The 24,358-nt window shown below is 35.1% G+C and carries 31 protein-coding genes and 2 tRNA genes; 12 read left to right on the plus strand and 21 right to left on the minus strand.

The window, feature by feature from the left end; all coding sequences use genetic code 11:
* Positions 1-146: 146 nt before the first annotated feature.
* The gene (locus ACX119_RS09085; protein ID WP_459350930.1) at positions 147-1,550 is read right to left on the minus strand and encodes a dihydroorotase; all 1,404 of its coding nucleotides are present in this window, start codon (positions 1,548-1,550) and stop codon (positions 147-149) included.
* 74 nt (positions 1,551-1,624) lie between these two features.
* On the opposite strand from ACX119_RS09085, the gene ACX119_RS09090 reads away from it, so the two are divergent.
* Both ACX119_RS09090 and ACX119_RS09095 read left to right on the plus strand, forming a co-directional pair.
* A tRNA-Ala gene (locus ACX119_RS09090) sits at positions 1,625-1,696 on the plus strand.
* A gap of 45 nt (positions 1,697-1,741) precedes the next feature.
* Positions 1,742-2,101, plus strand: a complete 360-nt coding sequence (locus tag ACX119_RS09095) for a zinc ribbon domain-containing protein (protein ID WP_459350931.1) — start codon at positions 1,742-1,744, stop codon at positions 2,099-2,101.
* Between the two features lie 144 nt (positions 2,102-2,245).
* Here the strand turns inward: ACX119_RS09095 and ACX119_RS09100 are convergent, their stop codons facing one another.
* Positions 2,246-2,779 carry a zinc ribbon domain-containing protein gene (locus ACX119_RS09100; RefSeq protein ID WP_459350932.1) on the minus strand — a complete coding sequence of 178 codons (534 nt, stop codon included), beginning with the start codon at positions 2,777-2,779 and terminating at the stop codon, positions 2,246-2,248.
* Positions 2,780-2,846: 67 nt separating this feature from the next.
* Positions 2,847-3,173 (minus strand): thioredoxin, encoded by a 327-nt coding sequence (gene trxA, locus ACX119_RS09105; protein ID WP_297593668.1) that lies wholly within the window; start codon positions 3,171-3,173, stop codon positions 2,847-2,849.
* A 115-nt stretch (positions 3,174-3,288) separates the two neighbouring features.
* On the opposite strand from trxA, the gene ACX119_RS09110 reads away from it, so the two are divergent.
* From ACX119_RS09110 to ACX119_RS09120, 3 genes are all read left to right on the plus strand, one after another.
* Positions 3,289-4,089: a zinc-ribbon domain-containing protein gene (locus tag ACX119_RS09110; RefSeq protein ID WP_459350933.1), complete on the plus strand. Its 801-nt coding sequence runs from the start codon at positions 3,289-3,291 to the stop codon at positions 4,087-4,089.
* A gap of 43 nt (positions 4,090-4,132) precedes the next feature.
* Entirely contained in the window at positions 4,133-4,828 is a 696-nt protein-coding gene (locus ACX119_RS09115) for a signal peptidase I (RefSeq protein ID WP_459350934.1), read from the plus strand.
* A gap of 162 nt (positions 4,829-4,990) precedes the next feature.
* Positions 4,991-5,851 carry a CFI-box-CTERM domain-containing protein gene (locus ACX119_RS09120; protein WP_459350935.1) on the plus strand — a complete coding sequence of 287 codons (861 nt, stop codon included), beginning with the start codon at positions 4,991-4,993 and terminating at the stop codon, positions 5,849-5,851.
* Here the strand turns inward: ACX119_RS09120 and ACX119_RS09125 are convergent.
* The 7 genes from ACX119_RS09125 to ACX119_RS09155 all read right to left on the minus strand — a co-directional run bounded on the left by ACX119_RS09125 (position 5,838) and on the right by ACX119_RS09155 (position 11,988).
* Positions 5,838-6,671 (minus strand): lysyl oxidase family protein, encoded by an 834-nt coding sequence (locus ACX119_RS09125; protein ID WP_459350936.1) that lies wholly within the window; start codon positions 6,669-6,671, stop codon positions 5,838-5,840. The two genes, ACX119_RS09120 and ACX119_RS09125, sit on opposite strands and share 14 nt — an antisense overlap.
* Before the next feature lie 117 nt (positions 6,672-6,788).
* The gene (locus ACX119_RS09130; RefSeq protein ID WP_459350937.1) at positions 6,789-8,315 is read right to left on the minus strand and encodes a 4-hydroxyphenylacetate 3-hydroxylase family protein; all 1,527 of its coding nucleotides are present in this window, start codon (positions 8,313-8,315) and stop codon (positions 6,789-6,791) included.
* Between the two features lie 72 nt (positions 8,316-8,387).
* Entirely contained in the window at positions 8,388-10,484 is a 2,097-nt protein-coding gene (locus tag ACX119_RS09135; RefSeq protein ID WP_459350938.1) for a 4-hydroxybutyrate--CoA ligase, read from the minus strand.
* A gap of 66 nt (positions 10,485-10,550) precedes the next feature.
* Positions 10,551-10,907, minus strand: coding sequence for a reverse transcriptase-like protein (locus ACX119_RS09140; RefSeq protein WP_459350939.1), 357 nt, complete (start codon positions 10,905-10,907; stop codon positions 10,551-10,553).
* Entirely contained in the window at positions 10,897-11,340 is a 444-nt protein-coding gene (locus ACX119_RS09145; RefSeq protein WP_459350940.1) for a hypothetical protein, read from the minus strand. The genes ACX119_RS09140 and ACX119_RS09145 overlap by 11 nt, the downstream gene beginning before the upstream one ends.
* A gap of 35 nt (positions 11,341-11,375) precedes the next feature.
* Entirely contained in the window at positions 11,376-11,660 is a 285-nt protein-coding gene (locus ACX119_RS09150; RefSeq protein ID WP_459350941.1) for a hypothetical protein, read from the minus strand.
* A 25-nt stretch (positions 11,661-11,685) separates the two neighbouring features.
* A complete protein-coding gene (locus ACX119_RS09155; protein WP_459350942.1) occupies positions 11,686-11,988 on the minus strand; it encodes an ArsR/SmtB family transcription factor in 303 nt (100 codons plus the stop codon).
* Positions 11,989-12,090: 102 nt separating this feature from the next.
* Between ACX119_RS09155 and ACX119_RS09160 the strand changes: the two genes are divergently transcribed.
* Positions 12,091-12,972, plus strand: coding sequence for a radical SAM protein (locus ACX119_RS09160; protein WP_459350943.1), 882 nt, complete (start codon positions 12,091-12,093; stop codon positions 12,970-12,972).
* Here ACX119_RS09160 and ACX119_RS09165 read toward each other — a convergent pair.
* The 7 genes from ACX119_RS09165 to ACX119_RS09195 form a co-directional block, all read right to left on the minus strand.
* Positions 12,958-13,416, minus strand: a complete 459-nt coding sequence (locus tag ACX119_RS09165; RefSeq protein WP_459350944.1) for a hypothetical protein — start codon at positions 13,414-13,416, stop codon at positions 12,958-12,960. The genes ACX119_RS09160 and ACX119_RS09165 overlap by 15 nt on opposite strands.
* A 40-nt stretch (positions 13,417-13,456) precedes the next feature.
* On the minus strand, positions 13,457-13,708 hold the full coding sequence (locus tag ACX119_RS09170; protein ID WP_459350945.1) for a hypothetical protein: 252 nt from the start codon (positions 13,706-13,708) through the stop codon (positions 13,457-13,459).
* 40 nt (positions 13,709-13,748) lie between these two features.
* A complete protein-coding gene (locus ACX119_RS09175) occupies positions 13,749-13,973 on the minus strand; it encodes a glutaredoxin family protein (protein WP_459350946.1) in 225 nt (74 codons plus the stop codon).
* Complete coding sequence (locus tag ACX119_RS09180) at positions 13,970-14,107, minus strand: YHS domain-containing protein (protein ID WP_459350947.1); 138 nt, start codon at positions 14,105-14,107, stop codon at positions 13,970-13,972. The genes ACX119_RS09175 and ACX119_RS09180 overlap by 4 nt, the downstream gene beginning before the upstream one ends.
* Positions 14,104-15,090, minus strand: a complete 987-nt coding sequence (locus ACX119_RS09185) for a cytochrome c biogenesis CcdA family protein (protein WP_459350948.1) — start codon at positions 15,088-15,090, stop codon at positions 14,104-14,106. The genes ACX119_RS09180 and ACX119_RS09185 overlap by 4 nt, the downstream gene beginning before the upstream one ends.
* Positions 15,091-15,146: 56 nt before the next feature.
* Positions 15,147-15,509 carry a DUF6659 family protein gene (locus tag ACX119_RS09190; RefSeq protein ID WP_459350949.1) on the minus strand — a complete coding sequence of 121 codons (363 nt, stop codon included), beginning with the start codon at positions 15,507-15,509 and terminating at the stop codon, positions 15,147-15,149.
* Positions 15,510-15,576: 67 nt separating this feature from the next.
* Positions 15,577-16,377, minus strand: coding sequence for a helix-turn-helix transcriptional regulator (locus tag ACX119_RS09195; protein WP_459350950.1), 801 nt, complete (start codon positions 16,375-16,377; stop codon positions 15,577-15,579).
* Positions 16,378-16,711: 334 nt separating this feature from the next.
* Between ACX119_RS09195 and ACX119_RS09200 the strand changes: the two genes are divergently transcribed.
* Positions 16,712-16,861: a hypothetical protein gene (locus tag ACX119_RS09200; protein WP_459350951.1), complete on the plus strand. Its 150-nt coding sequence runs from the start codon at positions 16,712-16,714 to the stop codon at positions 16,859-16,861.
* 178 nt (positions 16,862-17,039) lie between these two features.
* Here ACX119_RS09200 and ACX119_RS09205 read toward each other — a convergent pair whose 3' ends face one another.
* The gene (locus ACX119_RS09205; protein WP_459350952.1) at positions 17,040-17,330 is read right to left on the minus strand and encodes a hypothetical protein; all 291 of its coding nucleotides are present in this window, start codon (positions 17,328-17,330) and stop codon (positions 17,040-17,042) included.
* 311 nt (positions 17,331-17,641) lie between these two features.
* On the opposite strand from ACX119_RS09205, the gene ACX119_RS09210 reads away from it, so the two are divergent.
* On the plus strand, positions 17,642-18,667 hold the full coding sequence (locus ACX119_RS09210) for a hypothetical protein (protein ID WP_459350953.1): 1,026 nt from the start codon (positions 17,642-17,644) through the stop codon (positions 18,665-18,667).
* 249 nt (positions 18,668-18,916) lie between these two features.
* Here the strand turns inward: ACX119_RS09210 and ACX119_RS09215 are convergent, their stop codons facing one another.
* Positions 18,917-20,014, minus strand: coding sequence for a trypsin-like serine protease (locus ACX119_RS09215; RefSeq protein ID WP_459350954.1), 1,098 nt, complete (start codon positions 20,012-20,014; stop codon positions 18,917-18,919).
* Between the two features lie 110 nt (positions 20,015-20,124).
* A tRNA-Val gene (locus ACX119_RS09220) sits at positions 20,125-20,199 on the minus strand.
* 80 nt (positions 20,200-20,279) lie between these two features.
* Between ACX119_RS09220 and ACX119_RS09225 the strand changes: the two genes are divergently transcribed.
* Together ACX119_RS09225 and ACX119_RS09230 are read left to right on the plus strand one after the other, a co-directional pair.
* A complete protein-coding gene (locus tag ACX119_RS09225; protein WP_459350955.1) occupies positions 20,280-21,305 on the plus strand; it encodes a glycosyltransferase in 1,026 nt (341 codons plus the stop codon).
* A gap of 30 nt (positions 21,306-21,335) precedes the next feature.
* Entirely contained in the window at positions 21,336-22,751 is a 1,416-nt protein-coding gene (locus tag ACX119_RS09230) for an amino acid kinase family protein (protein ID WP_459350956.1), read from the plus strand.
* Positions 22,752-22,900: 149 nt separating this feature from the next.
* On the opposite strand, the gene ACX119_RS09235 is transcribed toward ACX119_RS09230, so the two are convergent.
* Entirely contained in the window at positions 22,901-23,107 is a 207-nt protein-coding gene (locus ACX119_RS09235) for a hypothetical protein (RefSeq protein ID WP_459350957.1), read from the minus strand.
* 99 nt (positions 23,108-23,206) lie between these two features.
* Between ACX119_RS09235 and ACX119_RS09240 the strand changes: the two genes are divergently transcribed.
* Together ACX119_RS09240 and ACX119_RS09245 are read left to right on the plus strand one after the other, a co-directional pair.
* Positions 23,207-24,121 (plus strand): branched-chain amino acid transaminase, encoded by a 915-nt coding sequence (locus tag ACX119_RS09240; protein ID WP_459350958.1) that lies wholly within the window; start codon positions 23,207-23,209, stop codon positions 24,119-24,121.
* Between the two features lie 39 nt (positions 24,122-24,160).
* A complete protein-coding gene (locus tag ACX119_RS09245; protein ID WP_459350959.1) occupies positions 24,161-24,322 on the plus strand; it encodes a hypothetical protein in 162 nt (53 codons plus the stop codon).
* The last annotated feature ends 36 nt before the right edge of the window (positions 24,323-24,358 follow it).

Consider the following 24,358-nt stretch of genomic DNA (forward strand, 5'->3'; position numbering starts at 1 on the left):
TGCAAATATATCTTCAAAAATAGCGAAAAGTGAAAAAGTTGCTATACCTATTAGTAATATTAACAAAATCTGCAATGCAAATAATTCAAGTTTTTCTCATAAAAAGGAATCGTGTAATATGAAATATGAATGCAAAAATAATCAATTTATTTTGAAAATAGATTGATTGTTCTCTCAACTAGTTTTCCGTGACCAAGCTTGCCTATTACTTCAAAGTCTTCAGCCACTATTTCTCCCCTAACAATTGTTTTGACTGGCCAGCCTTTGAGATTTCTTCCTTCATAGACAATGTAATCGGAGAACCCACCAAACAACTCTGATGTTACAGTTTTTTCTTTTTTCAAATCAATCATTGTAATATCTGCATCAGAGTTTTTCTCTAGTGTGCCTTTTTGTGGATACATTCCAAATATTTGAGAAGCGTTGTAACTGGTAAAATTTACAAATTGCTCTAGTGTAATTTTATTTTGATTTACTCCATCATTTAGTAAAATTGGCAGAACTGTTCCAATTCCAGGAAAGCCAGCTAGTGCACCCCAAACATTTTCACCGCCTAGTTTGAGTTTGAGTTGATTAGCCACATGATCTGTGCCTATAGTATCAATTAGATTATTTGATAATGCATTCCATACTGCCTGTCTATCTCTTTCTGTTCGTATTGGAGGCATGACTTTGGCAAGGTATCCCTCCTGCTTCTCATAAGATAGAGTAAGATAGTGAGGGCATGTTTCTACAAAAATTTTTGTTCCTAGATTTTTTTCTTCCTCAATTTGTTTTAAGGCACGCTCTGATCCAATGTGTACAAAGTAAATTACACAATCATAATCTCGTCCAAACTTGCATACTGTCTTTATTGCTTTAGCTTCAAATTCCGGTGAACGACTCTCAGACCATGCAGACAAACCATCCTGATTTTTTTCTTTTGCAGTTTTAATTCCACATCCACATGACTCATAATCTTCGGCATGAACAAGAACTGGACATCCAAGTAAAGCTGCATTCTTTACTGTTTGTTCTACAATATCATCAGTAACGTTGACGTTTGCTTCAACTAAAGAAGGAGAGTTTGGAGGCATATCCATATACACATGTCCAACTTCACCTCCAAGATTCATGTAAATTTTAAATGATGTAATTGAATTTTCTATACAGTAATTCATTTCACTAATTTGCTCGGGTGTAAAGATTGACGCGTGAATGGTATAATCAACATAATGGTTTTGAGCTGAAGCTTCTAACTGTTCTTGTAATGATTTTGTAAATGGATCTTTTAATCTAAGCATCCTCATCATTGTTGTGATTCCACCAATTGCTGCTGCATGTGATTCTGTTTTTGCTGCTTCATTAATTGGAGAATAAACTCCATAATGAACATGAGTGTCAATTGGTCCTGGAATTGAAACTAATCCATTACCGTTAATTTTGTGATCACAAGCTGGAACATCACTAGAAAATCCTACAATTTGTCCTTCATTAATTAGAATGTTTTTCTCAACCATTCCTTGTGGGAGTATAACATGAGAATCAGTAATCACAGTATCATACGTCATCACGAAATATCATAGATTGCAGTCTATTATGCTTTGAGAAAATGAATAAAAACACAACCAATCAGTTAAGTCAAGGGCCGGTGGTTTAGGGGTATAATGCCTCGTTCGCAACGAGGATGTCGGGGGTTCGATTCCCCCCCGGTCCACTTTTTCCAGAAACTATTATACATAAATAAAAAAATACCATCTTCATGGAAGTTTTTGACGGCAAAAAAGCTGCACAGGAATACATGTCAAAGCACACTCTAGCATTCTCTACACCAGAACTTACTCTAATGAGATTCGCATTTTGGTTAGGAGACTCTGTTCCAGACCCAAAAAACGAAGGAAAAGGAATCCCAAGAATGATGACCTTTTTGACAGAACAAGACTTTGAGCCAGTCTTAATTGATGATGACAAATACGAACCATCAGGTGCAGTTAGAGCATCTGCACCATATGGAAATGCATACAATGAAGTAAAATCAGATGGAAAGTTTTGCTCTGAATGTGGAACTAGTCTTTCAGCAACTGCAAAGTTCTGTCCTGAATGCGGCACTACACAAGAATAATTTTCATTTTATCAGGGTTAAATACAAAAAAAGTGTATTGATAGTATGTCATTTAGAAATTGTGCACATTGTGGTAGGGAATTTGAAGATGTGTTTAACAGAAGAATTTGCTCTGATAAATGCTCATTAGAGATTTCTTAAATTTTATAATGCTTTAGCTCCACATTTTGTGCAAAACTTTGCATTAGCTCTTAATTCTGCGCCACATGAAGAACATCCATTTTCAGATTGTGGAGAAATTCGTTGTCTTGGCATTAGAGAGGGATCAGGTGATGGTAATGTTCCAACATCTCCAAATGCTTCTTTAGCTGAAACAATTCCTGGTGGTCCACCAACAGGATTTTCTGCACTTCCAGCTCTTGGCATTCCTGCCATTCCTCCTGCCATCATTCCAGGATTTCCCATACCAGGCATCAATCCAGGGGATTGTGTAGATCCAGAACCTTTTCCTACTGATTTTTTTAATTCGAATATTACTTTGATAGCTAGAAATTCCAATGCAGAATATGCAACTACATAGTCACCTAACTTTTGGAAGAATTCTTTGTCAGTAATTTGGCCTTTCTTGTACATGTTATTGGTATCAAGAAATGATTCATAGTACCCTTGGGATTCATCAAACAAACTCTGCAGTTTATCAAAGAGCATGTTGAGTGTGTCTACTTCACCAAATGACATGTGATAGCTTAATTTTTTGGAATATTAATTACTTTAGGATCAAAAAAGAAGGAAAACGTGTTTGAGTTTATGCAAGTGCTCTATCAATCATATTTTTGTATGATTCTTTAGAAGCAGCACCTACTTGCTGGCTAACTATCTCACCTTTGTTAAGGAGGATTAAGGTTGGAATACTAAAGACATTGTATTTTGATGCCAATTCATTGGCTTCATCAACATTAACCTTGACAAATTTTACCTTGCCTTCATAGTCACTTGCCAATTCTTCAACTACAGGACCTACCATTCTACATGGACCACACCATTCGGCCCAAAAGTCTACAAATACAGGAATGTCAGAGTTTATCACATCGACTTCCCAAGACTTTGCATCTGAAACTTGTGTTATTCCCATTGTAATATTATTTTATTATCCGTACCTAAAAACGTTCACCAGAATTAGCACCATAGTTTTTGTGGGAAAAATAATTTTGATATATACTTAAATGACGTTTTCTCAAATCTCAGATATGAGCTCAGAACTAAGACTAAAAAAATTACGAGGTTCTGGTGGCTATGTTATGGCCAGTGTGACTGATGAGCAACAGATGAAGGGAAATCTAGGTGGTCCTGATCTGTTTTTAGCGCCAATTGGCAGATTAACTGATGATAAAATTTCAAAGCATTTTTGCAATACTTGTGAAAAAGAGTTTGAGGGTTCTCCAAAAATAGAATTTGAGAATCCAAATGAAGAAGTTGCAGAAAATCTTATTCTTGCAGAAAAAGGGCAATACATCTGCAATTCATGTAATTCAACAATAGCAGAATATAGAGAGTTCAAAAAACAAGACGAAACAGGTGATGTTGGAAGTGCAAAACCACTAGAGCCAGCTGCAGAAGATCCACCACAACAAGCTCCACCACAACAAGCTCCACCACAACAAGCTCCACCACAACAAGCTCCACCACAACAAGTAGCACCTTCACAAGCAACACCGGAGACACCAAAAGAAGAAGCAACACAACCAGGTCCTGCAACTTCAGTTAGTTCTATTGAAGGAAGATCTGTATTTGATGAGAATGCAAACAAGATTGGAACTGCAAAACAAGTAGGGATAGATTCAACACAATCAATGGTTTTAGTAATTACTAAAAATGATGGAACGGAAGGAAGCATTCCTTGGAGTAATATCAAAAAGGTTGGCGAAGTTATTCTATTAGGAAATCCCGAAGCTGCAGTAGAACAAAATCAACCAGGAAAATGCTCCAATTGTGGATTTGGAAATAAGGAAGGCTCTAAATTCTGTGAAGAATGTGGAACCAAGCTCTAATAGCTAGCAAATTTAATCAATGGCACTATAGGCGATTATGTAATTGGCAAAAAAATCAATATCTAAAGGCGTTATCAAAGATATCATTATTGTTGGTGTGGGCGTACTAGTAATTTGGATTGGTTTACAGGTAGCATTTGGAACTCAAAATCCATTCTATGTAGTTGCCAGTGGAAGTATGATTCCAGTTTTAGAAGTTTATGATGTTTTGATTGTGTCAGGACATGTTACTTTTGAGGAAATTGATGTAGGAGACATTATTGTCTTTAATCGACCCTCAGACCACGATAGGGTAATAGTTCACAGGGTGGCCTCTATTCTAAATGAGGATCCTAAAACAATTAGAACAAAAGGCGATGCAAATCCAGCATCAATTCCTGGAACTGACTTTCCAATTACTCAAGAGGAATACATCGGAAAAGTAGCCTATACTATTCCACAAATAGGATATGTCACTCAACTGCTAAAGCCACCAATCAACTATGTCATAATTGCAATCGTAATTGGAATAATGGTAGTAAAGCAGATGGCAAAGAGAAAAAATGAGAAAGAACTTTCACTCTCTGATCCACTTGAAAAAGATAATCCAGAGACCATTGAAGAGTTGTCAGATATTTCCAAAGTAGAAAAAGACTTGGAATACTCAGAGAATTTTGAAAAATTAGATGTAGATGATACTGAAAAGAAACCTGAAGAGTCAGAGAAGCCAACAGATAAGGACAAAAATAAATTCAGTTAAATTCAGGCAAGCAGGTTCACATATGCTCTTTTTAGAAAAGCAATAGATCGTCCTACTTGCTTGGTAGTATTAATACGTCTTTTTTCCTAAAAAAGCATTCTCAGAAATTATCAGTTCTATCAGTAGAATCACTTAAGAATTGGATAAAAATAAAATCCATGCGTGAAATATTTAGTCATACTTTCTATAGTATTATTGGTTGGTACGGCATATGCACAAACACCATTTAGAGACATGGCAGGACTAACACAAAACGGGATAGAATGGTGTGAAGAAAACTATCAACTATACTATTTCATGGGAAATGATTTCTTTGAACATCACAAGCATTCAATCGAATCAAGACTGTGTGGTAATTTGTATAATGACGAGATTTGGTTATATGATGGTCATGACAGATATCAAAAACTAATTGAACAAAGCAGAGTATACTATAGCTTAGAGATTCAAGAAAGTATGGATGAATCCAAAGAAGGAATCATTGATCCAAAATCAGTCAATATTAAAGAGATTCCACAGGAGATAGAGCAGCAAAAAATTGAATCACAGCAAACGGAACAAGAAAAAATTGAAAAAGAGATAGAATCAGAAATCATCGAATCTGGAAATATTCAAGTTGATATTAACCAAGATAAAGGAGGGGGATGCCTAATTGCAACTGCAACATATGGCTCTGAGTTGGCACCACAAGTACAATTCCTCAGAGAAATTAGGGATAATCAATTGATGAGTACAGAATCTGGTGCATCATTTATGAGCGGATTTAACCAATTGTACTATTCATTCTCACCATACATTGCAGATATGGAGCGAGAGAATCCAGTATTCAAGGAAATGGTAAAGCTTGTAATCACACCAATGCTGACATCACTATCAATAATGTCACTTGCTGATTCTGAATCTGAAATTGTATCACTAGGAATTGGAGTAATTTTGCTCAATATTGGAATGTATGGTATAGCACCAGCTATGCTGATCTATCAAATAAAAAATAAAAGAAAAGATATGGTTAACCGCGATTAGCAGTTTGTTCTCCACATAGAGCTGGTGTGTAAGGATCAGTTGGATCTAGTAGAGAACAAGAAGTAATTCCCGTTTCAACTACATCAATTTGACCATTGTTTTTCTCAAAAACAAGTAACTCAGTCCATGCTTTGTTGTTTGTATAGTCTCCCTCAATGAAGTTACCATCAGGATTTACATTGTGTACTAGATAGTATATTCCTGGAGTAATTCCTGTGATATCAACTTGATTTCCTGGTGTTGATTGGTGATATTGATCAGCCCAACCTGCTTGTACTCCTTGAAGACTGACTGTGCAATCCCAAAATACTCTATCTGCGGTATTGGTATTTCCAATCATATTGTATACATCTTCAACACAGAATGTAACTTTGTTTGAATCACCAACAACAGGTCCATCTGGAGAACCTTGGTGAACACTAAATTCAGTTACATCAGCAATGTGCCAATGATTGTGTTCATCATGGAATTCAAATGTGCTTACAACTTGTTCGTGTACAATATTTCCATCAGCATCAAGTAATTGTTGTGTAGCAATTACATCATCATCAGGATTTGCTGGAAAAGTTGGAGCCATCTGCCAGTGACCTAATCCAGTATTTGCAATACCATTGGTGAATCGAAGAGTATCAGATTGTTGTTTATGAACAACTTGAATTCCATCTGGAACAACTGCTTGTAATTCAGGAAGCAGTGCCTCACTTGGAATTTTATTTGGTGGTGCTGCAGATACTGTCATAGGAACAGTAATCATCAATCCAATTGCGATCAGCATAGGAATCAAAGTTGTCATTCGGAAGATTTTCTTTGATGTCGTCATTGTTTTAAACAAATTTTTTTTAGTACTTAAAGGCCTGTCAGTTGGAAAAATTACAGTTATTTTGAAAAATTACAAATCAAACTCTATTGTAAAGTAAAATTAAAACTTGTTCTATGATCATAGAACAGAATCTTTTGTTTTGAAAACTCGCTTAAAGTATTCAGATGGTTCTTTTGGTTCCTCTACATCATTTGTAATGCCAGCTAAATGTTTTGCAAGATTTTTTTTGTAACCAACCTGCATTTGTCTCTGAATCTGAATTCTTTGTGCTTGTGGTGAGCCTGCACCATGCATAGATTCAGTAAGATACCCTACAGCATTTCTTCCAAGAGTCATATTTTCAATTAATCTCAATATTCTCATTCTATTTTCAACATCTGCTCCCTTTCTTCCTGCTAGATATTTTTTGAGTAATGGACCAGCAACTGGATGTCTAAAGTCCTTCTCAGATGGTAAGGTAACAACTAAACCACCTGCAATGTCTTGTGCAAGTCGGCTAATCTCATATGGGAATCGAGTCACATTGTGCTTGCATACTTGTGCTAGCATGTCATCATTAAGATAAACACCTGACTTCATTTTTTGTCCCTGATGCGATGATGCAATTCCTGCAGCAAATATTGTTTCATTAAGATGAGTCATCTCTATGATTTTGTCTTTAATGTGAGAAACTTTTGGAATGCCATTGTAATCAGCAATTGTGGCTGCTGCACCAATTAGCACATCACCAAGGCCTGTTTTGCATACGTAGCTGCGTCTGTGATAGCAAGTAAATCTCTCAATCAACATTGATGCAAATTCAAATTCTCCATGCATGAAAACTTTATCCCATGGGATAAACACTCTATCTAAAATCATCAATGCTTCTTGACCACCATATTTTTCATTTCCAACATCGATAGTTCCTTCTTCCATACTTCGTGTGTCACAGGATTGTCTTCCATAGATGTAAGTGACTCCTGGTGCATCAGCTGGAATTGCTCCAACTACTGCCCAGTCTTTATCATTTTCAGTTAGTCTAACTGTTGGCATTAGAATTATCCAGTGTGAGTTGATACAACCAGTTTGATGTGCTTTTGCACCAGAGACATAGATTCCTTTTTCATCTCTGTCAACTATTCGAGTAAACAAATCAGGATCATCTTGTTCTGCAGGTCCCTTGCTTCTGTCTCCTTTTGGATCAGTCATGGCACCTCCAATTACAAGATTTTCTTTTTGAACCATCTTTACAAATTCCAAGAATCGTTTATGATAATCAGTTCCATGTTTCTCATCAATCTCAAATGTAGTTGAATGCAATGAGTTGAGTGCATCCATTCCAACACATCTCTGGAAACACGTACCAGTATTTTGTCCTAGTTTTCTCTGCATTTTATTTTGCATTACCAAATCCTGTGCACTCTCTGCAATGTGTAAAAATCTGTTAACTCTAAGTCCAGTAAGTGATGAATCAGCAGAAGCTAATGCTTCTTCTCGCATTGCAAGATCATAAGTTTCTGCAACTGCGTTAATTGATGGTCTAATCATAGGATGATCGACTGGCTCTTTTACTAATTCTCCAAACAAGTAAACTTTTAGATCACGTCCTCTCAAGCTCTCAATGTAATCTTCCCCTGATCTAATTGTCTTTAAGACATTAGCCATGTAATTTAATGCACCATTCTCGGGTATAAATATTCTAAATTAGGAATAAGAAATAGTCAGGTTTATTCTCAATTAAAGGCCAATTCTGACATCTAAAATACGACAGCCCTTTCCTTTTTCCATGACTAGTACAGGGTTCATGTCAAGTTCTTTGATCTCTTTAAAGTCAGTAACTAGTTGGGATAGTCTTTGAATGCATTCAGAAAGTTTTGCAATATCTGAAGGCTTTTCGCCTCGAACTCCTTGTAGTAGTTTTTGTGTTTTAATTGATGCGATCATATCATCAGCTTCAAGATTTGTTACTGGCGCAAGCTTGAATGTAACATCTTTGAGAACCTCAACATAGATTCCCCCCATTCCAAGCATAATGACAGAACCAAATCCAGGTTCAAGTTTTGAGCCTATGATTAGTTCTTTTCCGCCTTTTACCATCTCTACAATTAGTACGCCTTTGATCTCGGCTTTCTTGTTGTAATTTTTTGCATTTTTGATAATTGTTTTGAATGCATCTCTTATTTCAGAATCATTTGTCAAGTTAACTTTGACACCACCTGCATCAGACTTGTGAATGATTTGCGGAGATGCAATCTTCATCACAACAGGATATCCAATTTTCTTTGCAACTTTTACTGCTTCATCTTCTGTTTTAGCTAATGCACTGTTTGGTAGTGGTAATCCGTAAGCTTTGAGAACCTCTTGTCCTTCTTCTTCTAGTAGATTTGGTCTCTTTTCTTTTTTTACTTTATCAAAAATTTTCTTTGCCTTTGCTTTGTTTACTTTAAACTTTGTAATCTTTCCATCAGGAGCTTTGATCCAATTAGAAAATCTAATCATTGATGCTAGAGTACGAATTGCGCCTTCTGCATATGTATAGTATGGAACATTACCTGCTGCTAAAATTTCTCTATTTGTAATTCCCTCATCTAATCCCATCAAACTTGCAAGCATTGTCTTTTTGTATTTTTTTGACATTTCGACAATTACTTCTGCCAGTTTGTCATAGTTTAGAGTTCCAGAAGGAGTACACATTGAGATTACCGAACCTACTTTTGGATGTTTTAGTACTCTATCAAGTACATTGTGGAATCGATTAAAATCAGCATCACCTACAATATCAACGGGATTTCTAGAGCTTCCCCAAGGAGGAATAACCTGATCAATTTTTTTCCTAATGCTAGAAATATCAGCCATCTTGATTTTCATCTTAGAGCATGCATCAGTTGAAATGATTGCAGGACCTCCTGCATTTGAAACAATCACAAGATCACCACCTGATGGCAATGGTTGTTTTGAGAATGCAGTTGCATAATCAAATAATTCTTCCATTGTATCTACTCGTATTGCACCTGATTGCTTTAGTAGTGCATCATAGATTTCATCTGATCCCATCAGAGCACCAGTATGAGACATTGCAGCCTTTGCGCCTTCTGGGCTTCTGCCTGATTTTAATACAAGTACTGGTTTTTTGAGTTTTTTAGTAATATTTTTGCAAACTTTGAGAAACTCTTGTCCGTCTCCCATGTCCTCCAGATACATAACAATAACTTTTGTTTGCTTGTGGTTGGCAAGAACCTTTAGAATATCTACTTCACTCATTACTGCTTTATTTCCAAGACTTACAACTGCAGAGAATCCAATTCCTTGAGCACTAGCATCTTCAACTAGTGCTGCACAAATTGCACCGCTTTGTGACACTAGTGCAATCTTTCCAGACTTTGGTGTAACTTTAAGAAAAGTAGAATTCATCATTGTCTTGGGATCAAGATTCATGACACCAAGACAGTTTGGACCAATGATTTGGATTTTGTATTTTTTTGCAATGTCTTTAATTTCTTGTTCACGTTTAGCTCCTTCCTCATCAACTTCTTTGAATCCTGCTGTAATGATTACAACACCTTTGATCTTTTTCTTTCCACATTCCTCTAGAACTGGTCCCACAAGGGTATTTTTGATAACAATTACTGCAAGATCTATAGGTTTAGGAACATCCAAAACGCTCTTGTATGCTTTTTTGTAAAAGACAGTATCACGTGATGGGCTAATAGGATAAACAATTCCTTTGAATCCATTCATAATATTTGATGTAATAGTAGCACCGACACTTCCTCGTTTGTCAGATGCTCCGATAACTGCAATTGATTTTGGCGATAAAATCACAGATTCAGCCATAGTTATGTTGGATCAAAGGAATTTGTATAATAAAGTTATTCATAGAAATTTCTGATCTCTGTTTTTCTAGCTTCCCAGCATCTTTCCTGCAAGATTATCTTTTCTTGGAACCCAAACAATTGAGAGATTTGAAATTTTACCCATTATTGACCAAGCTTCACGTGCCAAATCACGAAGCTGTTCATTATTAATTGCAAATTCATGATTAAGTTGGTTTACAGTATTTTTTGAATCACTGTAAATTGTAATCTCTTCATTAGATTTTGCAAACTTGTTTAGTGCAGAAATTATTGCCATGTATTCAGCTTGATTGTTTGTTATCTCTGGTTTTTTTTCATAAAATGACTCACCTGTCTCTTTGACAAAGTAACCAAATCCACCACCAGGGCCTCCAGAGCCATCAACGTAAACACTAATTCCCATCTTTGTACAACCTCGTTATCTTAACAATAAAATTCACTACTAACATGTAAATGATTGTAGATAATCCTTGTGAAACAATTGATGCCAAGTATGGATCATAGTTAATTGTTAAGAAGTAATATTGCAAAATCCACCTTACTGCAGTATATACAATTTCTGCAATGCCAAGTGATGTAACTAATTTTTTAAGATCATACTTTAGTTTTTTTGAATCAATTCCTCCTGATTCAAGTCGATATTTTTTTCTATTGTCAAGATAGAATAAGCCACTAAATAAAGAAAAATAAATCACATAATCTGCAATTGTAGTATAAGTTGTGTTAAGATATGCTGCTTGCTCTGCTAACAGTTGAGCAATTATTGCTGAAATTGTAATTGATGCAGCAAATGCAATTAGAATATTTTTATTTAATTTCAGATACTCTTGAAGCACATCATCAAATCATTACTGTTCCAAATAAACTAAGATTAGTCAAGCGTTATCTTTAGAAATATTAACAGGCCTGCAAGTTCTGCTATTCCAACTCCTAGCATGTATGGGAAAATCTCATGTGAGAAAATCTCCTCCATAGAAAAGTAAGCAAGTGCGCCAATGACATTATGTAAAAACAGCATTGCTGCAACTACAATCATACCCAATGGGAGTTGTGCTCTAGTTTTGCCATACATTTTGCCAAAAATGCAAATTAAAATTCCAAGAATACCCATATTTGCAATTGATACAATCGACAAAACTAGTGAGGTTGACTCCATTTAGTCAAAAACACCTCTTGAGCTTTTATTTACTTTTATCCAATTTTCCTTCAATTTCTTCTAATGTCTCCATGTTTACCTCAAGAAATGTAGAGATAAAGTATAGCACACCATACTTTTCTCCAACTTTAGTTATCAAGTTATTTTTTTCTAATACTTTGATATGATGCTGAATTGCCTTGTAATCAAGACCAAGATCATTTGCTAATTGATTCGTATTTTTTGGATTTTGCTTTAATTGTGAGATAATCTTTAATCTATTCAGTCCCCCACGTGAGCCTACAAAAACAAACCAAAGTAGTCTTTTTGCATCAGGATCATTTGCCATGAGTAATGAAAATTCTTCTCGTTTACTCCTAAAAGGTATTTTGTGTGTAATTAAAACTAGAAAGTATAAAAAACAAATCAAACAATTTTCTTTGAATAAGAAATGATGTTAAATTATGATGCACCACTGTATAGACCACCATCAGAAGCTAGATCACTGATTTTTCAAGTTACTCTTGGTTGTTCATTTAACGAGTGTTCTTTTTGCGACATGTACAGATCCAAAGAATACTCAGAGAGACCATGGGAGCAAGTAAAAGAAGAGATCGATATGATGGCAAAATATCTCCCTGATACTAGACGAGTATTTCTTGCAGACGGTGATGCACTAAATCTTGATGCAGAGTATATGATTAAAATTGTAAAATACATTAGAGAAAAATTTGCAAACATTGAAAGAATTTCTTGCTATGCAATGCCGATGAACATTCTAAAGAAGACACCCGAAGAACTCAAGAAGATGAATGATGCAGGACTAGACATGTTTTATTTGGGAATAGAAAGTGGTTCAGATATTGTTCTAAAGAAAGTAACAAAGGGAGCACTAGCTAAAACCATCATAAAGTCAGTCAACAAAGCAAAGGATGCAGGATATGTAATGTCATGTATGGTAATTTTGGGACTTGGTGGTAGAAAGTATTCTAAAGAGCACATCAAGGGAACAGCCGAAGTAATCAGTGCATGCTCACCAAATTATGTGGGAGCACTAACACTGTATCTAGAAAATGGAATAAAGCAAGAATTTTTAGAAAAATACAAAGGAGAATTTGTTAGAATTGATGATGATGAATCACTAGAGGAGCTACGTGAGTTAATCAGTCAGATAGATACAAAAGATGAGATTGTGTTTAGGGCAAATCATGGCTCTAATGCATACACAATCAAAGGAACTTTTCCTCAAGACAAACAAGAGATGCTAAAGAAAATAGATTGGATGAAGCAACATCCAGAGATCATGAGACCACAGGGACTACGTGGATTCTAAGTTATCATGATCTAGATATACAACTTTGAAGATTCTAACTGAATAATCTCCTTCAAAGATTTTAGTTGTTTTACCGTTTTCAGTATTTAGTACTCTGAATTTGTATTCATAATCACCATCTTCTGCAACATCGGCTTGTGCAAAATGAACAGCCATATCATCTTGGAAGATTTGAATTATTACTGGATATCCTGCCACATGATTTGCAACGTTTCCTTCAACAAATCCCCATGGAAGAGTGTTGGATGGAGAAGCATGAAAGAATATGGTTGATTTTTCAAGTGCCATCATATCATTTAATGGGTAGGTTTCTGTTTGTGGCTCATGTGTGTGGCCATTAATCATTACTTGTCCAACATGTGGATGTGCAGATGCAGAGCCAACTGAAAAGGATAAAAGAATACTAACTGTCAATAAACTTGAAAACAAAACAAAGTTGTTCATATCACAAGAATTATCTGGAGTAATTTAAGAATTTAGTAGCTTAAAGATTATCAATTACTGGTTTAAGATTTTCTGGCAATTCAGGCAGCTCAGTATGGCTTTCATTGTTTTGTAGGATTTCAGGGCCAATACGTCGAACCTTTTGTGTTCCAATTAGGGTGTCAATACTTCGATGAATATCTTTTTCTGACAAAACAGATTGTAATTTCTCAATTAATTCCTCTTCTTTTTCATATTTTTTTATACCATATTGAACAATTATCATTTTTTCATTCATAGAATAGTCTGTCATTTGAGAATACAAATTTTTGCAGAGTAAAAAACATTACCTGTTATAAAAAAAGTTTTTTTTCAAGTTCTTCAGGTTTCGGAATACCTGTAAACTCTAATTTCTCATTAATCACCAATCCAGGTGCTGTAAATATAGGATATTTTTCTAGAAATTCTGGTTTTTCTGTAATATCAATTAATTCAAAAGATACTCCAAGTTTTTCTAACATTTTTTCTAAAACATTACAATTAGAACACCCAGGAGTAGTCAGAACTTGTACTTTCATTTCTCTAAAAATTGTTCCGGATTCTTCTCAAAGGCCCATCTACATGTTGCACAGCAGAAACGATATTCCTTACCATCATGGACTAGTGATTCTCCTTTATCTCCTACATCCATTCCACAAACTGGATCCTTCATGATGTAATCTTTCTCCTTTTAGTAAAATACCATGCTATTGGAAATATAATTAATGCTCCAAATAATATTGGAACAAACTCTTCGGATATCCAAATTTTATAATCATGAGTATGCTGACTTATATGAAATTCTGGTGGAAGAGAAGTCATAGACACTAAATTATTCCATGCAATGTGTATCATGGTACTCTCATACCATTCATGACCGCCTGGAATTCCCTGAATAATTAAAAATGCACCTAAAATTATTAGCATCCAACCAGTAATTTTTTCAATGTTTTCTCTGTTTGTAGTGATTCCTTTTGTGTAATTTACGCCAAGTATTGCAAGAACTGATAGTAAAATTAATGGAATTGCTCTTCCGACACCATGTACTGCACCAAGGCTTGCTCCAATTTCGATACTTCCAGTACTTGCAACATAAATTAAAAGCCAATAAAACATTGGATTAGGACATCCAACTCCTGCATTACCTAAAAGCAATCCCATGAAAAATGATTTCGAATAGTCTCCACGATTCTGAATAAATTTTGGAGTAGCAGAGTATGTTGGAAGTTTTAATTCAAAGAGTTTCAATTGTGATAATCCAAAAATAAAAGCTGCAATACCTGCAATCAAAAACATGTAAATTGAGATTTGATCTAGATTTGTAGATTCTCCTAATGCACCAATTCCAATACCATAAATTGCAATAGTAATTGTCAATCCTGCTCCAAACAATAATGCCATTGAAAGACCCTTCTTTCCTCCTTTTCCCATACTGAGTGGAATTATGATGAATACAAGAGGAAGCGTACAAGGAAGAATAATCATAGATAATCCAGCAAGATATGCAATAATCAACCAAGAAGGATATGATAATTCATGACCTGCACCAATAGCAATTTCATTAGTAGCAGAAAATATTCCACCAACAAAGATTAGTGAAAACATTACAAAGAGAGCAAAAATTAGTAATTTTTTTGGTGCTAGTTGTACTGACATGCTAATATTGGTTATATCAAATATTTAATTCGAGATCAAATAAAAATTTTAGACAGTCATTCTTGATTTTCATAATAAAGTTTGATTACTTGATCAACTACAACATTAGTCTCTGCATCTTTTGCAGTACTGACTAGAAGTAAAAAGTCATCACCCAGATAAAATGAGAATCGTTTAATATTTTCATAATCGGATAATGTGTAAATTGTTTTTCCAAGATACTTTGCCATCTCTTTTCTTGATTTCCAATCAAGAATAGACTGGTTAACTAATTGATTCTCTGCATGATCAGAGAGCATACTTTTTACACCATCTCTCATTCCACCAGCAACTTTTACAGCCCATTCATCATATACTGCTGCAAATCTAATCTTAGGATTCTTTGCTAAAATCTCAGAGCAGAACTTTTCATAATCCAATAAGTATTATAAATATTCAAAGTAATTAGAGTTTTATTTTTTGGATTATCAGTATTCAGGAATGAAATTATTCTTTTAACTTACTTTCCCTAAATACATCAGAGCCATACCAGCAGTACCTGAAATAATCTAAACACCACTCATGAAACATAGGATCATCGGAGTAAAACATCTCACTAAGATCAGCTTCGCCATCACTGTTTGGAAACATTATACAGACTTCTTTTTCATTCATGACAATCATAGTTTGAACATTTTTTGCCATCTTTCTCTCAATTAGTCCCTTCTCTACTAGTTTGTCGTATCCCAGTTTTTTCAGCAATGCCTTTCTACCTTTTGGAACAATTGCAGATTCAGAGAAAATGTAATTGAATTTCACTCCTTTTTTTACTTGCTTTACAAGTGGCTCAATCAAGTCAAGTGGGACTTCAGCTAGTATCTCATAGATATATTCATTGGAGTTTTTGTATACAGTCTTCCACTGCTCTAGTACTTTAGAGAATCCCTTTATGTGCTGATTAACTGCAAGTTGACCACAGCGCATCTGAAATTTCTGTGGAACATCGCCAAAGTTATGCTCTTCAAAGTATTTTCTGTTCTGCAGTAAAAATACTAGTGATGGAACTTGTGTGCAAACAGTTTGTCCAAATGTGGTTAATGAATAGGTTCCATCAACGTTCTTTTTTATCAATCCACTATCTTCTAGTCTAACAAAATTTCTATGAACCTCTTGCTTTGTTGCCTTGATCTCTTTTGCAAAAGCAGTAGGTGTCAGGTTTTTGCTTAATAGTCCAAACAGAATATTCAATCTCTGGGGACTAGCAAGCTCCAAGACATAATCTGCAGTCTCATCAATCAGGTCTGTCAACAAAGATGTAAAGTTGTTTTTACTAAAAAACTAGTGGAAAATAAGCTAAAACTAAGAAAACTATGAGGTTATGCTCATCTTTGGCTTTTCATATATGCATAAGGAGTGAATTTGAACCTCAGTTTGTGTTTGGCATTTACTGCATTCAAATTGTATGCTTTGATCACAGCCAATACAATTCTTTATTGGCTTAAGTGCTGCGCCGCATTTTCTACATGAGGTATTCATGAGTATAGTTGGTCCTTTAGTATCATTAAACCCGGTCAACAAATTAGCTTACCAGTCATTGAGTAGTTTTACCAAATTTGATGAATTTCTATGAGTATTACTAATCATGAATACAAAACAAATCTCAACATGGGATAAGATGGTACATGCCCCATTCAAAAAGGTCGTAAAGTTTGATCTTATTTGTATGGCAATGGGTGCCGTAATGGGAATGGGTGCTGGTGCATATTTTGTTGCTAGCGGTTTACTAGGCTAGCAACAAAAATTTTTTTATAATTAATCAAATTTCAGGCTTTGGCCAATTCAATTCTAAAAATAGTAGGATTGTTAGAAACAGGAATCTTTCATGGTGTGTGACAATTTTTGGCATGTTATGGGTTTCAAATGGGTTAATTGATCATTTCTGAGGAAAAAGAGATGAAGATAGGAAAAAATTATCCTAGTTTGTAGAGATTTTTGAGAATCTGTTTTGCCTTGTATTGTTCAACTATTTTCTTGTATGTCTTTACTTCTTCTTTCTTTACATTTCCAAATGCATCATGCTTAAGAGTATGTGGATCATTGAATGGTATCTTATCTTTTGTTTTAACACCATATGATTTTGCTTTGAGTTTTTCATCACTTAGTTGTGCTTTAGTTGGATATGCATAGACGTCTTGTAATACAGGAGTAATCATTCCTGCAGCCAAGATTGTCATTACAGATATTGCCATCATTGTTTTCATTATTATCAAATACACCTCCTCTTAATTTGATAAGTAAAATTTCTCAAAGGATTATCAATGATGTCGGAGAATCCCATAATATCATCAAAACTTATTTGTTCTCTAGATAGAAAAGAGATTTGATTCTCTCTTCTAACTAGAGTTGATTGCAGGAATGATTTTTGGACGGCTTTGCACTGGATAGCAGTTTGCATGATTAGTCAACAGGAAAAAAATATTTGGCTATAACGGACAGTTTGTGGCATGCTTTTTGATAATGAATTTTGATTAGTTTGTGATCTTTTTTATAACGTATAGAAAATGATACCATAATGACAAAAACAATACTTTTAGCAATTTTCACAGTTGCTGTACTACTTACAGGTACAATTGCCGCCCCAATGGGATTAATTGGTTCTGCAGATGCTCTAAAAAGCAAAGGAACTTCATCAAGTGTAATTAATTCAAAAAAAGTCTGCGGTGATAGACTCTGTTCTGAACCTGTTCCAGAAGTAAAAACTGAGGCAAAAAAGAAAGAAGAGGTAAAATCTGAAAAGAAAACAGAATCTGCTGAAAAAGCTAAAGAAGTACCAAAGAAAGACGCAAAAGCTGAAACAATGGAGAAAGCAAAACAAGAAGCCCAATTAAAAGTACCAAAGACTGTAAATGGTGTTATCACATCAGTACAAGATCCTGGTCAGGGACATGAGAATCATCAACTTGCAATAATTCTTCCCCCAAGTGAGAACACTTATCGTGGATTTATTACATATTCTGCATCTGAGAATGTTCAGCTTGTAGCACTACATGGTCCACTGAAAAAGGGAATGGATAAAGGACAAGCAATTTGGTCTATGGATGGTAAAACAAAGTATGGTTTGACGTTTGTAGATAGAGAAACTTCTTCAGGAGTATGGCAGTTCTCAGGAAATGCAATAGCACTTCATACAATGAACTCAGAGCCATTCACTGTAAGCTACTCTGTAACATACACTGAGCATTCAACTGCAGGTGAAAGAGTAGTAAAAGGAACTATAACATCAAAACAAGATCCTGGTGTTGGACATGAAACCCATCAGCTTGCAGTTCTGTTAGGACCTAGTGAGAAATCATTTGCAGGTCATCTGACATATGATGCATCTGAGCCGGTTCAGATTGTCACATTACTTGGACCAATGTCAAAAGCTGAATTAATGAAACGCCCATATTGGACTCCTGATGGAGAAACATATTATGCACTAATATTGGTACCATCAAAGGCTGCTGGCTCTACAATGTTCTCAGGAAATGCTTTGGCACTTCACACTATGAATGAAACACCATTCACTGTAAGCTACTCCATAGTACTTACAAAATAATTTCTTTTTTATTTTTAATTCATCTTACTGATTTACTGGAACTTCAATCCAAAAAGAATTTCACCAAGAGATAATCTATCAATAATTTGCAGACTATTTGTATCAATTACAACAATTTGATCAGTCTGTGTTACTCCAACATACAAATTATTTGTATTTTAATCAGCCCTCAAACCATGATGGGTTTATCTACTGTTTTAGGTATAAAAATGGGCGCAGATAATATGAAAAAATAATTTAGAAAATTATCTAACACAATCCACGTTTTTGCATACCTTTGTTACATTTTGGTTCAGTGCTACCACCATCATCAGTTCCACCAGCAACAGAATTATCAATGAATCCTGCATATTTTGAAACTCTAGTATCACCTGAAAATTCACCAAAGGAACTATCTAAAATTTTATTAATATCAGAAGTTGTTCCATCATTAAAAGTCAAAGTAACTCCATATGATGTAATTCCAATAATTTCACCATTACTAATTGCTGGACCTCCAGAATCTCCAGAAGCTGAATTGACTTCATTAGAGCCTAATCCTAAATCGTTATTGTTAAAGAAGAATCCAAACGCATCATTGCTTGGAATACCATTATCAAAATCATATTGTAAAACAGAACCTGGAACAAAGTGTGCTTTTGCCTTTAACCCCAATGCCTTGAGCATTGTATCGGCAACATCATCATATTGGTTTTGTCCATTTCGTTTATCTCCAAAATCAAGAATATCCCCATCATTGCCATTTCCAGAACGTCCGTATCCTACTTTTTCAACAATTGCACCTACATCGTTTGAACCATCCCTGTCAATTTGATATCGTGTAACATCATTAGTTGGTACAGATACAAGCTTCAATACTGCAACATCATTTCCTTTAAGAACATCACCATTCCATTGATTGTGGACTTTGGTTGCAGTTGCATCAATTGCAATTGTTTCAGTTCCTGAATCACCTTCAAATGTTACAGTGCCTGATTGCAATACATTATTTCCAATATCATTAGTTACACAATGTGCTGCAGTTAGAACATGTTCTCCAGTCCATAACAAACCACCAGTACATCCAAAAATTCCATCAGAACGAGTTAAAATTAAGAGTCCTGCACCATCAAGTGGACCACCAGGATTAGTCAAATAATTTGCAGGATCACCGTATGTTGTGTATAGTGGCTGAACAACTGCTCGTAAGTTATCTGTTTGAATAATTGTTTGTGTAAATTGTCCCACTTTGACTTTGGCAATATCAGGTACATGATCAGGTAATGCGGATGAGTTTACTGTGATTCCACTAGTAAGTAAAATTGAAAATAATCCAACTAGAGCAAAATACTGAAATGCTTTAATCATATTTTTACATTTGAAATTTTATTTTTAAGCATTTGGTTGTAATCATTATTACATTTTTTATGCTCAAATTGGTTTAAACTGAAATTTCTTGTAAAGTCAAACCTGAAAAATGGGCCCACGGGGATTTGAACCCCGGATCTTCGCCGTGTAAGGGCGACGTCATAACCGACCTGGACTATGAGCCCAGAAACCTACCTTTCTAAAAACCATTTAAACTTTGAGACAAGTCAGAATCTAGAAATTTGATTAAATTTCAAAGAAATTCATGAAAGTTTTGAATTTTTTTTCCAGTCCAATTGGATTAGGTCATGTGACAAGAGATATTGCAATTGCAAATAATTTCCAAAACATTTCAACTAATTTTGTTACAGGTAGTGGTGCTGCTAAAATCTTAAAGAATTTAGATTTTAACGTGCAGGATGTTTATCATCCACCAGATTTTATTATTAATAATGGAACATTACAAAATCCAGCAAAATGGTTATGGAATTATTATCAATATTATAAAGAATGCAAAAGTATTTCTCAAAAGATTCTGGAATGTGACAAACCAGATTTAGTAGTTAGTGATGAGGATTTTGCATCACTAAGCAATGCACAAAACAAAAAAACTCCAACTATACTAATCACTGATATTTTAGAGACTAGATTTACCAAAGGATTAGCATCACTAATTGAGAAAAAGATGAACAAGTCAATGAAAGAGATAATAAAAAAATGTGATATAGTAATTCTTCCTGAAGATGGAGATGATCATGATAACATTAGAAGAGTTGGACCAATTATAAGACAAACAAATTCAACAAGAGAGCAACTAAGAGAAAAATTCTCATTTTCAAAAAAAACAGTTCTCATATCAATTGGTGGAACAAGTTCAGGAATTTTTCTAATAGAAAAAGCCCTTGATGCAATATCAAAGATTAATCAAGATTTACAAATAGTTCTAGTAGCAGGTCCTGCAGTTAGTAAAGAATTCAAAAATACACGCAATGAAGGATTTGTAAATAATCTGCATGAGTATATCTATGCTGCAGATGTTTTGATATCGCTAGCAGGAAAATCAACTATAGATGAGGCCAGGTATTATGGAACACCCTCAATATTTATTCCAATTAAAGGTCATTTTGAGCAAGAAGACAATGCCAGAGAAGAAGGATTTGCCTTTGAAGATGTCAAAAGACTGGACTCTTTAATTTTAGAAAAACTAGAGGAGAAGCGAAATCAAATCAATACAAATGGAGCAGAAAAAGCATCTCAAATTATTTTAAAGATGATCCAATCAAATGCTTAATAGAAGGCCATTAAGCTTTGAAAAAGTACTATGACCAAGTTAGTAGTTGCCAAGTTTGGAGGAAGTGCCATTGGTCCTAATGGAACATCAATTCCAGGAATTGTATCTAGAATTAATGATTTGAAAAAAGATTCCAAAGTCATTGCAGTGTTTTCTGCACCATTAACTATCATCGATGGGAAAAAACGCTCACTAACTGATGTTATAATAAAACAAGGACAAAATGCTGAAAATGGCACCACTCCATCATTAGATGATGTCAAGGCAACCTATCAGAAGATTCTAGAGATGGTAAATGCTGAAAATATGGATCAGTGCAAGAAAACTATTGATTCTCATCTACAAAAGGCACAAAAAGCACTGGATGAGGCATTATCAAACAAAGAGTTTGCCGACGAGATCCGTTCAAGAGCATTAGCATTCTCTGGGGAGATACTGATGTCTCATGTAATGAACTACATTCTAAGAAGCAATGGCATAAAGAGTGACGCAGTAAGTTTTGAGGACTGGCCAATTATTACTGATAATAACATAGAATCAACGAATTTCAGAATTTCTGAATCACGTGAAAAGATTGGCAAGATGGCAGAATTAGTTGAGAATAACGAAGTCGTATCTATTGGGGGATTCATTGGAAAGACAGTAGAAAATGTTACGACTACATATGAGCGTGGGGGCTCTGATAGAACAGCTGCTGATCTTGGAATCTTGTTTTACAAAAAATATCAAACAAGAATAGACTTTGAGAAGGACAGTTCAGTAGTATCAGCTGATCCAAAAATAGTAGAATCAGGATTAACAGAAGTTAAACAGCTCTCATACAACGAAGCAAGACTAGCTGGCATGTTTGGAATGAAAATTCTAGATCCAATTGCCATCAAAGAAATAGTTGAAAACGGAGTAGATATGCCAATTACAGTTACAAACATGAAAAATCCATCAAAGACTACAACAATAAAGAGAGTATTAGATGAACAAAAGGGCCATCCAATTAAGATAGTTACTGGAAAAGAGAACTGTGCAATATTTAGAATTGAAACAAGCTGCATTCAAAGACTATTAACATCACTTGAGAAAGACAAGAGATACAGCGAGTTTATTATACTATCACCATTTACAAAAGATGGAATAGAGTTCTCAAGAATTTTGTTTCTTGATGGAGAATATGTAAAGAGAAATGAAAAATATCTACTAGGTTTTGATTCTCTAGCTACAATTACCTACAAGCGAGGAGTCATAACATTGATTGGTGATGAGATGTGGAGAGTTCAACAGGTTGCATCAAGAACAAGTGCAAAGATTGGCCAAGCTGGATTAAACATACTAAACATGGATGCACAAGAGGAGACATCAAGGATAATTATTGTAGTAGAAGATACTGATGATAATATTAGAAAGGCAATCAGTGCAGTACACAAAGAAGTCTCAGAGATTAATTTTATTTAGGATAAGTGTGGTTTTACCGGTTTTCACCAGTACCACCACTAAGGGTTTGTTCTTGGACCGTTATCTAGATTTAGTCCGGGCGTTACCCAAAACACGCGATACTTTAAGTAGGGATTTCTAGTATTTAGACCTGATCTATATAGATCATTTTACATACGCTCAGCTGCATACCACAAAACAATTCCAATTCCAAGCAATGCGTACCACTTGAAGTTCTTCTTATTTAGAAAAATATTTGCTGAGGCTAGCTCATCGTCTTTGTATGTGGACTTGCGAATATTTCTCATCTCAAATGCCTGACCAACCAAGCCTACAACTAGCAATGCAATTGCTGCAAAGCCCAGAGTCCATTCCATAATAGGAATTCCCACTCATCAGTTATTTACTTTACAAATTTGCCAAAATACTACTGCAAAAGATAATTCTTTAAATTAGCATGTTTTTTTTCCTCTCCTATGAAGGAGGTTGGTAAAATTTGGATGAATGGAAAACTAGTACCATTCAAAGATGCCAAGGTTCATGTATTGACTCATGCATTACACTATTCCACATCAATCTTTGAAGGAATTAGATGCTACAATACTCCAAAGGGTTCAGCAATTTTTAGATTACCAGAGCATGTAGACAGATTCTTCAAGTCTGCCAAATTATATTCAATGAAAATGCAATTTACTAAAAAACAAATTTCAGATGCAGTAATTAAAACTGTAAAGACAAGTGGTCTCAAGGAGTGCTATATCAGACCACTAGCATATTATGGATATGGAACAATGGGTCTTACTCCCACTGAGAATAAAGTAGATGTCTCAATTGCATGTTGGGAATGGAAGATGGGAGAATCAAAGGCAGGAAAGTTCTCTGGTGCAAAATGTAAAGTTTCAAGTTGGATGAAAATTGATTCAAGGTCTCAACCAATGCAAGCAAAAGCTGCATCAAACTATGCAAATGCTGCACTTGCAAGAATGGAAGCATTAGAGAATGGGTATGATGAAGCAATAATGTTAAACTCACACGGGAAAATAGCAGAAGGAAGTGCAGAGAACATCTTTGTTGTAAAAGATGACATTATTCAAACACCACCACTATCTGCTGGAGGACTAGAGGGAATCACAAGAGACAGCATCATCCAACTAATAGAAGAAAATGGTGGATTTGTAATAGAACGGGATTTGGAAAGAGATGATCTCTATGCATCTGACGAGATATTCATGACAGGCACTGCAGCTGAGGTAAAATCAGTAACCCAAGTGGACAAGGTAAAGATTGGAACAGGCAACATGGGAAGCATAACAAAGCAGCTGCAAAAATCATTTTCAAATGTAGTAATGGCAAAAGATGAAAGATTCTTGCCTTGGTTGACATTTGTTTAATTCACGAAGTTTTTTACCTGTAAATAACGATAATTATTCATGGACTCTTGTGCAACAGGGGATACAGAGGAGATCTGCTGGTTTTGCAGAAAAGGCAGGCATGATGACTGTATGAAGGAGATTCCAACTCAAGGAAAATCAGATGGTCCACATGATTGCACGTTTGATACAAAGCTTGTTCCCTGCAAGTGCCAACACTGAACAACTAATATCAAATACAGCTATAATCAAAATGTC

Source organism: Nitrosopumilus sp. S4 (assembly GCF_054515835.1).

Bases quoted from the DNA above. Each gene is read 5' to 3' on its own strand.
- ACX119_RS09085 (WP_459350930.1), bottom strand. From the start codon at position 1,550: ATGACGTATGATACTGTGATTACTGATTCTCATGTTATACTCCCACAA.
- ACX119_RS09095 (WP_459350931.1), top strand. From the start codon at position 1,742: ATGGAAGTTTTTGACGGCAAAAAAGCTGCACAGGAATACATGTCAAAG.
- ACX119_RS09100 (WP_459350932.1), bottom strand. From the start codon at position 2,779: ATGTCATTTGGTGAAGTAGACACACTCAACATGCTCTTTGATAAACTG.
- trxA (WP_297593668.1), bottom strand. From the start codon at position 3,173: ATGGGAATAACACAAGTTTCAGATGCAAAGTCTTGGGAAGTCGATGTG.
- ACX119_RS09110 (WP_459350933.1), top strand. From the start codon at position 3,289: ATGAGCTCAGAACTAAGACTAAAAAAATTACGAGGTTCTGGTGGCTAT.
- ACX119_RS09125 (WP_459350936.1), bottom strand. From the start codon at position 6,671: ATGACGACATCAAAGAAAATCTTCCGAATGACAACTTTGATTCCTATG.
- ACX119_RS09130 (WP_459350937.1), bottom strand. From the start codon at position 8,315: ATGGCTAATGTCTTAAAGACAATTAGATCAGGGGAAGATTACATTGAG.
- ACX119_RS09135 (WP_459350938.1), bottom strand. From the start codon at position 10,484: ATGGCTGAATCTGTGATTTTATCGCCAAAATCAATTGCAGTTATCGGA.
- ACX119_RS09140 (WP_459350939.1), bottom strand. From the start codon at position 10,907: ATGGGAATTAGTGTTTACGTTGATGGCTCTGGAGGCCCTGGTGGTGGA.
- ACX119_RS09150 (WP_459350941.1), bottom strand. From the start codon at position 11,660: ATGGAGTCAACCTCACTAGTTTTGTCGATTGTATCAATTGCAAATATG.
- ACX119_RS09155 (WP_459350942.1), bottom strand. From the start codon at position 11,988: ATGGCAAATGATCCTGATGCAAAAAGACTACTTTGGTTTGTTTTTGTA.
- ACX119_RS09160 (WP_459350943.1), top strand. From the start codon at position 12,091: ATGATGTTAAATTATGATGCACCACTGTATAGACCACCATCAGAAGCT.
- ACX119_RS09165 (WP_459350944.1), bottom strand. From the start codon at position 13,416: ATGAACAACTTTGTTTTGTTTTCAAGTTTATTGACAGTTAGTATTCTT.
- ACX119_RS09170 (WP_459350945.1), bottom strand. From the start codon at position 13,708: ATGACAGACTATTCTATGAATGAAAAAATGATAATTGTTCAATATGGT.
- ACX119_RS09175 (WP_459350946.1), bottom strand. From the start codon at position 13,973: ATGAAAGTACAAGTTCTGACTACTCCTGGGTGTTCTAATTGTAATGTT.
- ACX119_RS09180 (WP_459350947.1), bottom strand. From the start codon at position 14,107: ATGAAGGATCCAGTTTGTGGAATGGATGTAGGAGATAAAGGAGAATCA.
- ACX119_RS09185 (WP_459350948.1), bottom strand. From the start codon at position 15,090: ATGTCAGTACAACTAGCACCAAAAAAATTACTAATTTTTGCTCTCTTT.
- ACX119_RS09200 (WP_459350951.1), top strand. From the start codon at position 16,712: ATGAATACAAAACAAATCTCAACATGGGATAAGATGGTACATGCCCCA.
- ACX119_RS09205 (WP_459350952.1), bottom strand. From the start codon at position 17,330: ATGAAAACAATGATGGCAATATCTGTAATGACAATCTTGGCTGCAGGA.
- ACX119_RS09210 (WP_459350953.1), top strand. From the start codon at position 17,642: ATGACAAAAACAATACTTTTAGCAATTTTCACAGTTGCTGTACTACTT.
- ACX119_RS09215 (WP_459350954.1), bottom strand. From the start codon at position 20,014: ATGATTAAAGCATTTCAGTATTTTGCTCTAGTTGGATTATTTTCAATT.
- ACX119_RS09225 (WP_459350955.1), top strand. From the start codon at position 20,280: ATGAAAGTTTTGAATTTTTTTTCCAGTCCAATTGGATTAGGTCATGTG.
- ACX119_RS09230 (WP_459350956.1), top strand. From the start codon at position 21,336: ATGACCAAGTTAGTAGTTGCCAAGTTTGGAGGAAGTGCCATTGGTCCT.
- ACX119_RS09235 (WP_459350957.1), bottom strand. From the start codon at position 23,107: ATGGAATGGACTCTGGGCTTTGCAGCAATTGCATTGCTAGTTGTAGGC.
- ACX119_RS09240 (WP_459350958.1), top strand. From the start codon at position 23,207: ATGAAGGAGGTTGGTAAAATTTGGATGAATGGAAAACTAGTACCATTC.
- ACX119_RS09245 (WP_459350959.1), top strand. From the start codon at position 24,161: ATGGACTCTTGTGCAACAGGGGATACAGAGGAGATCTGCTGGTTTTGC.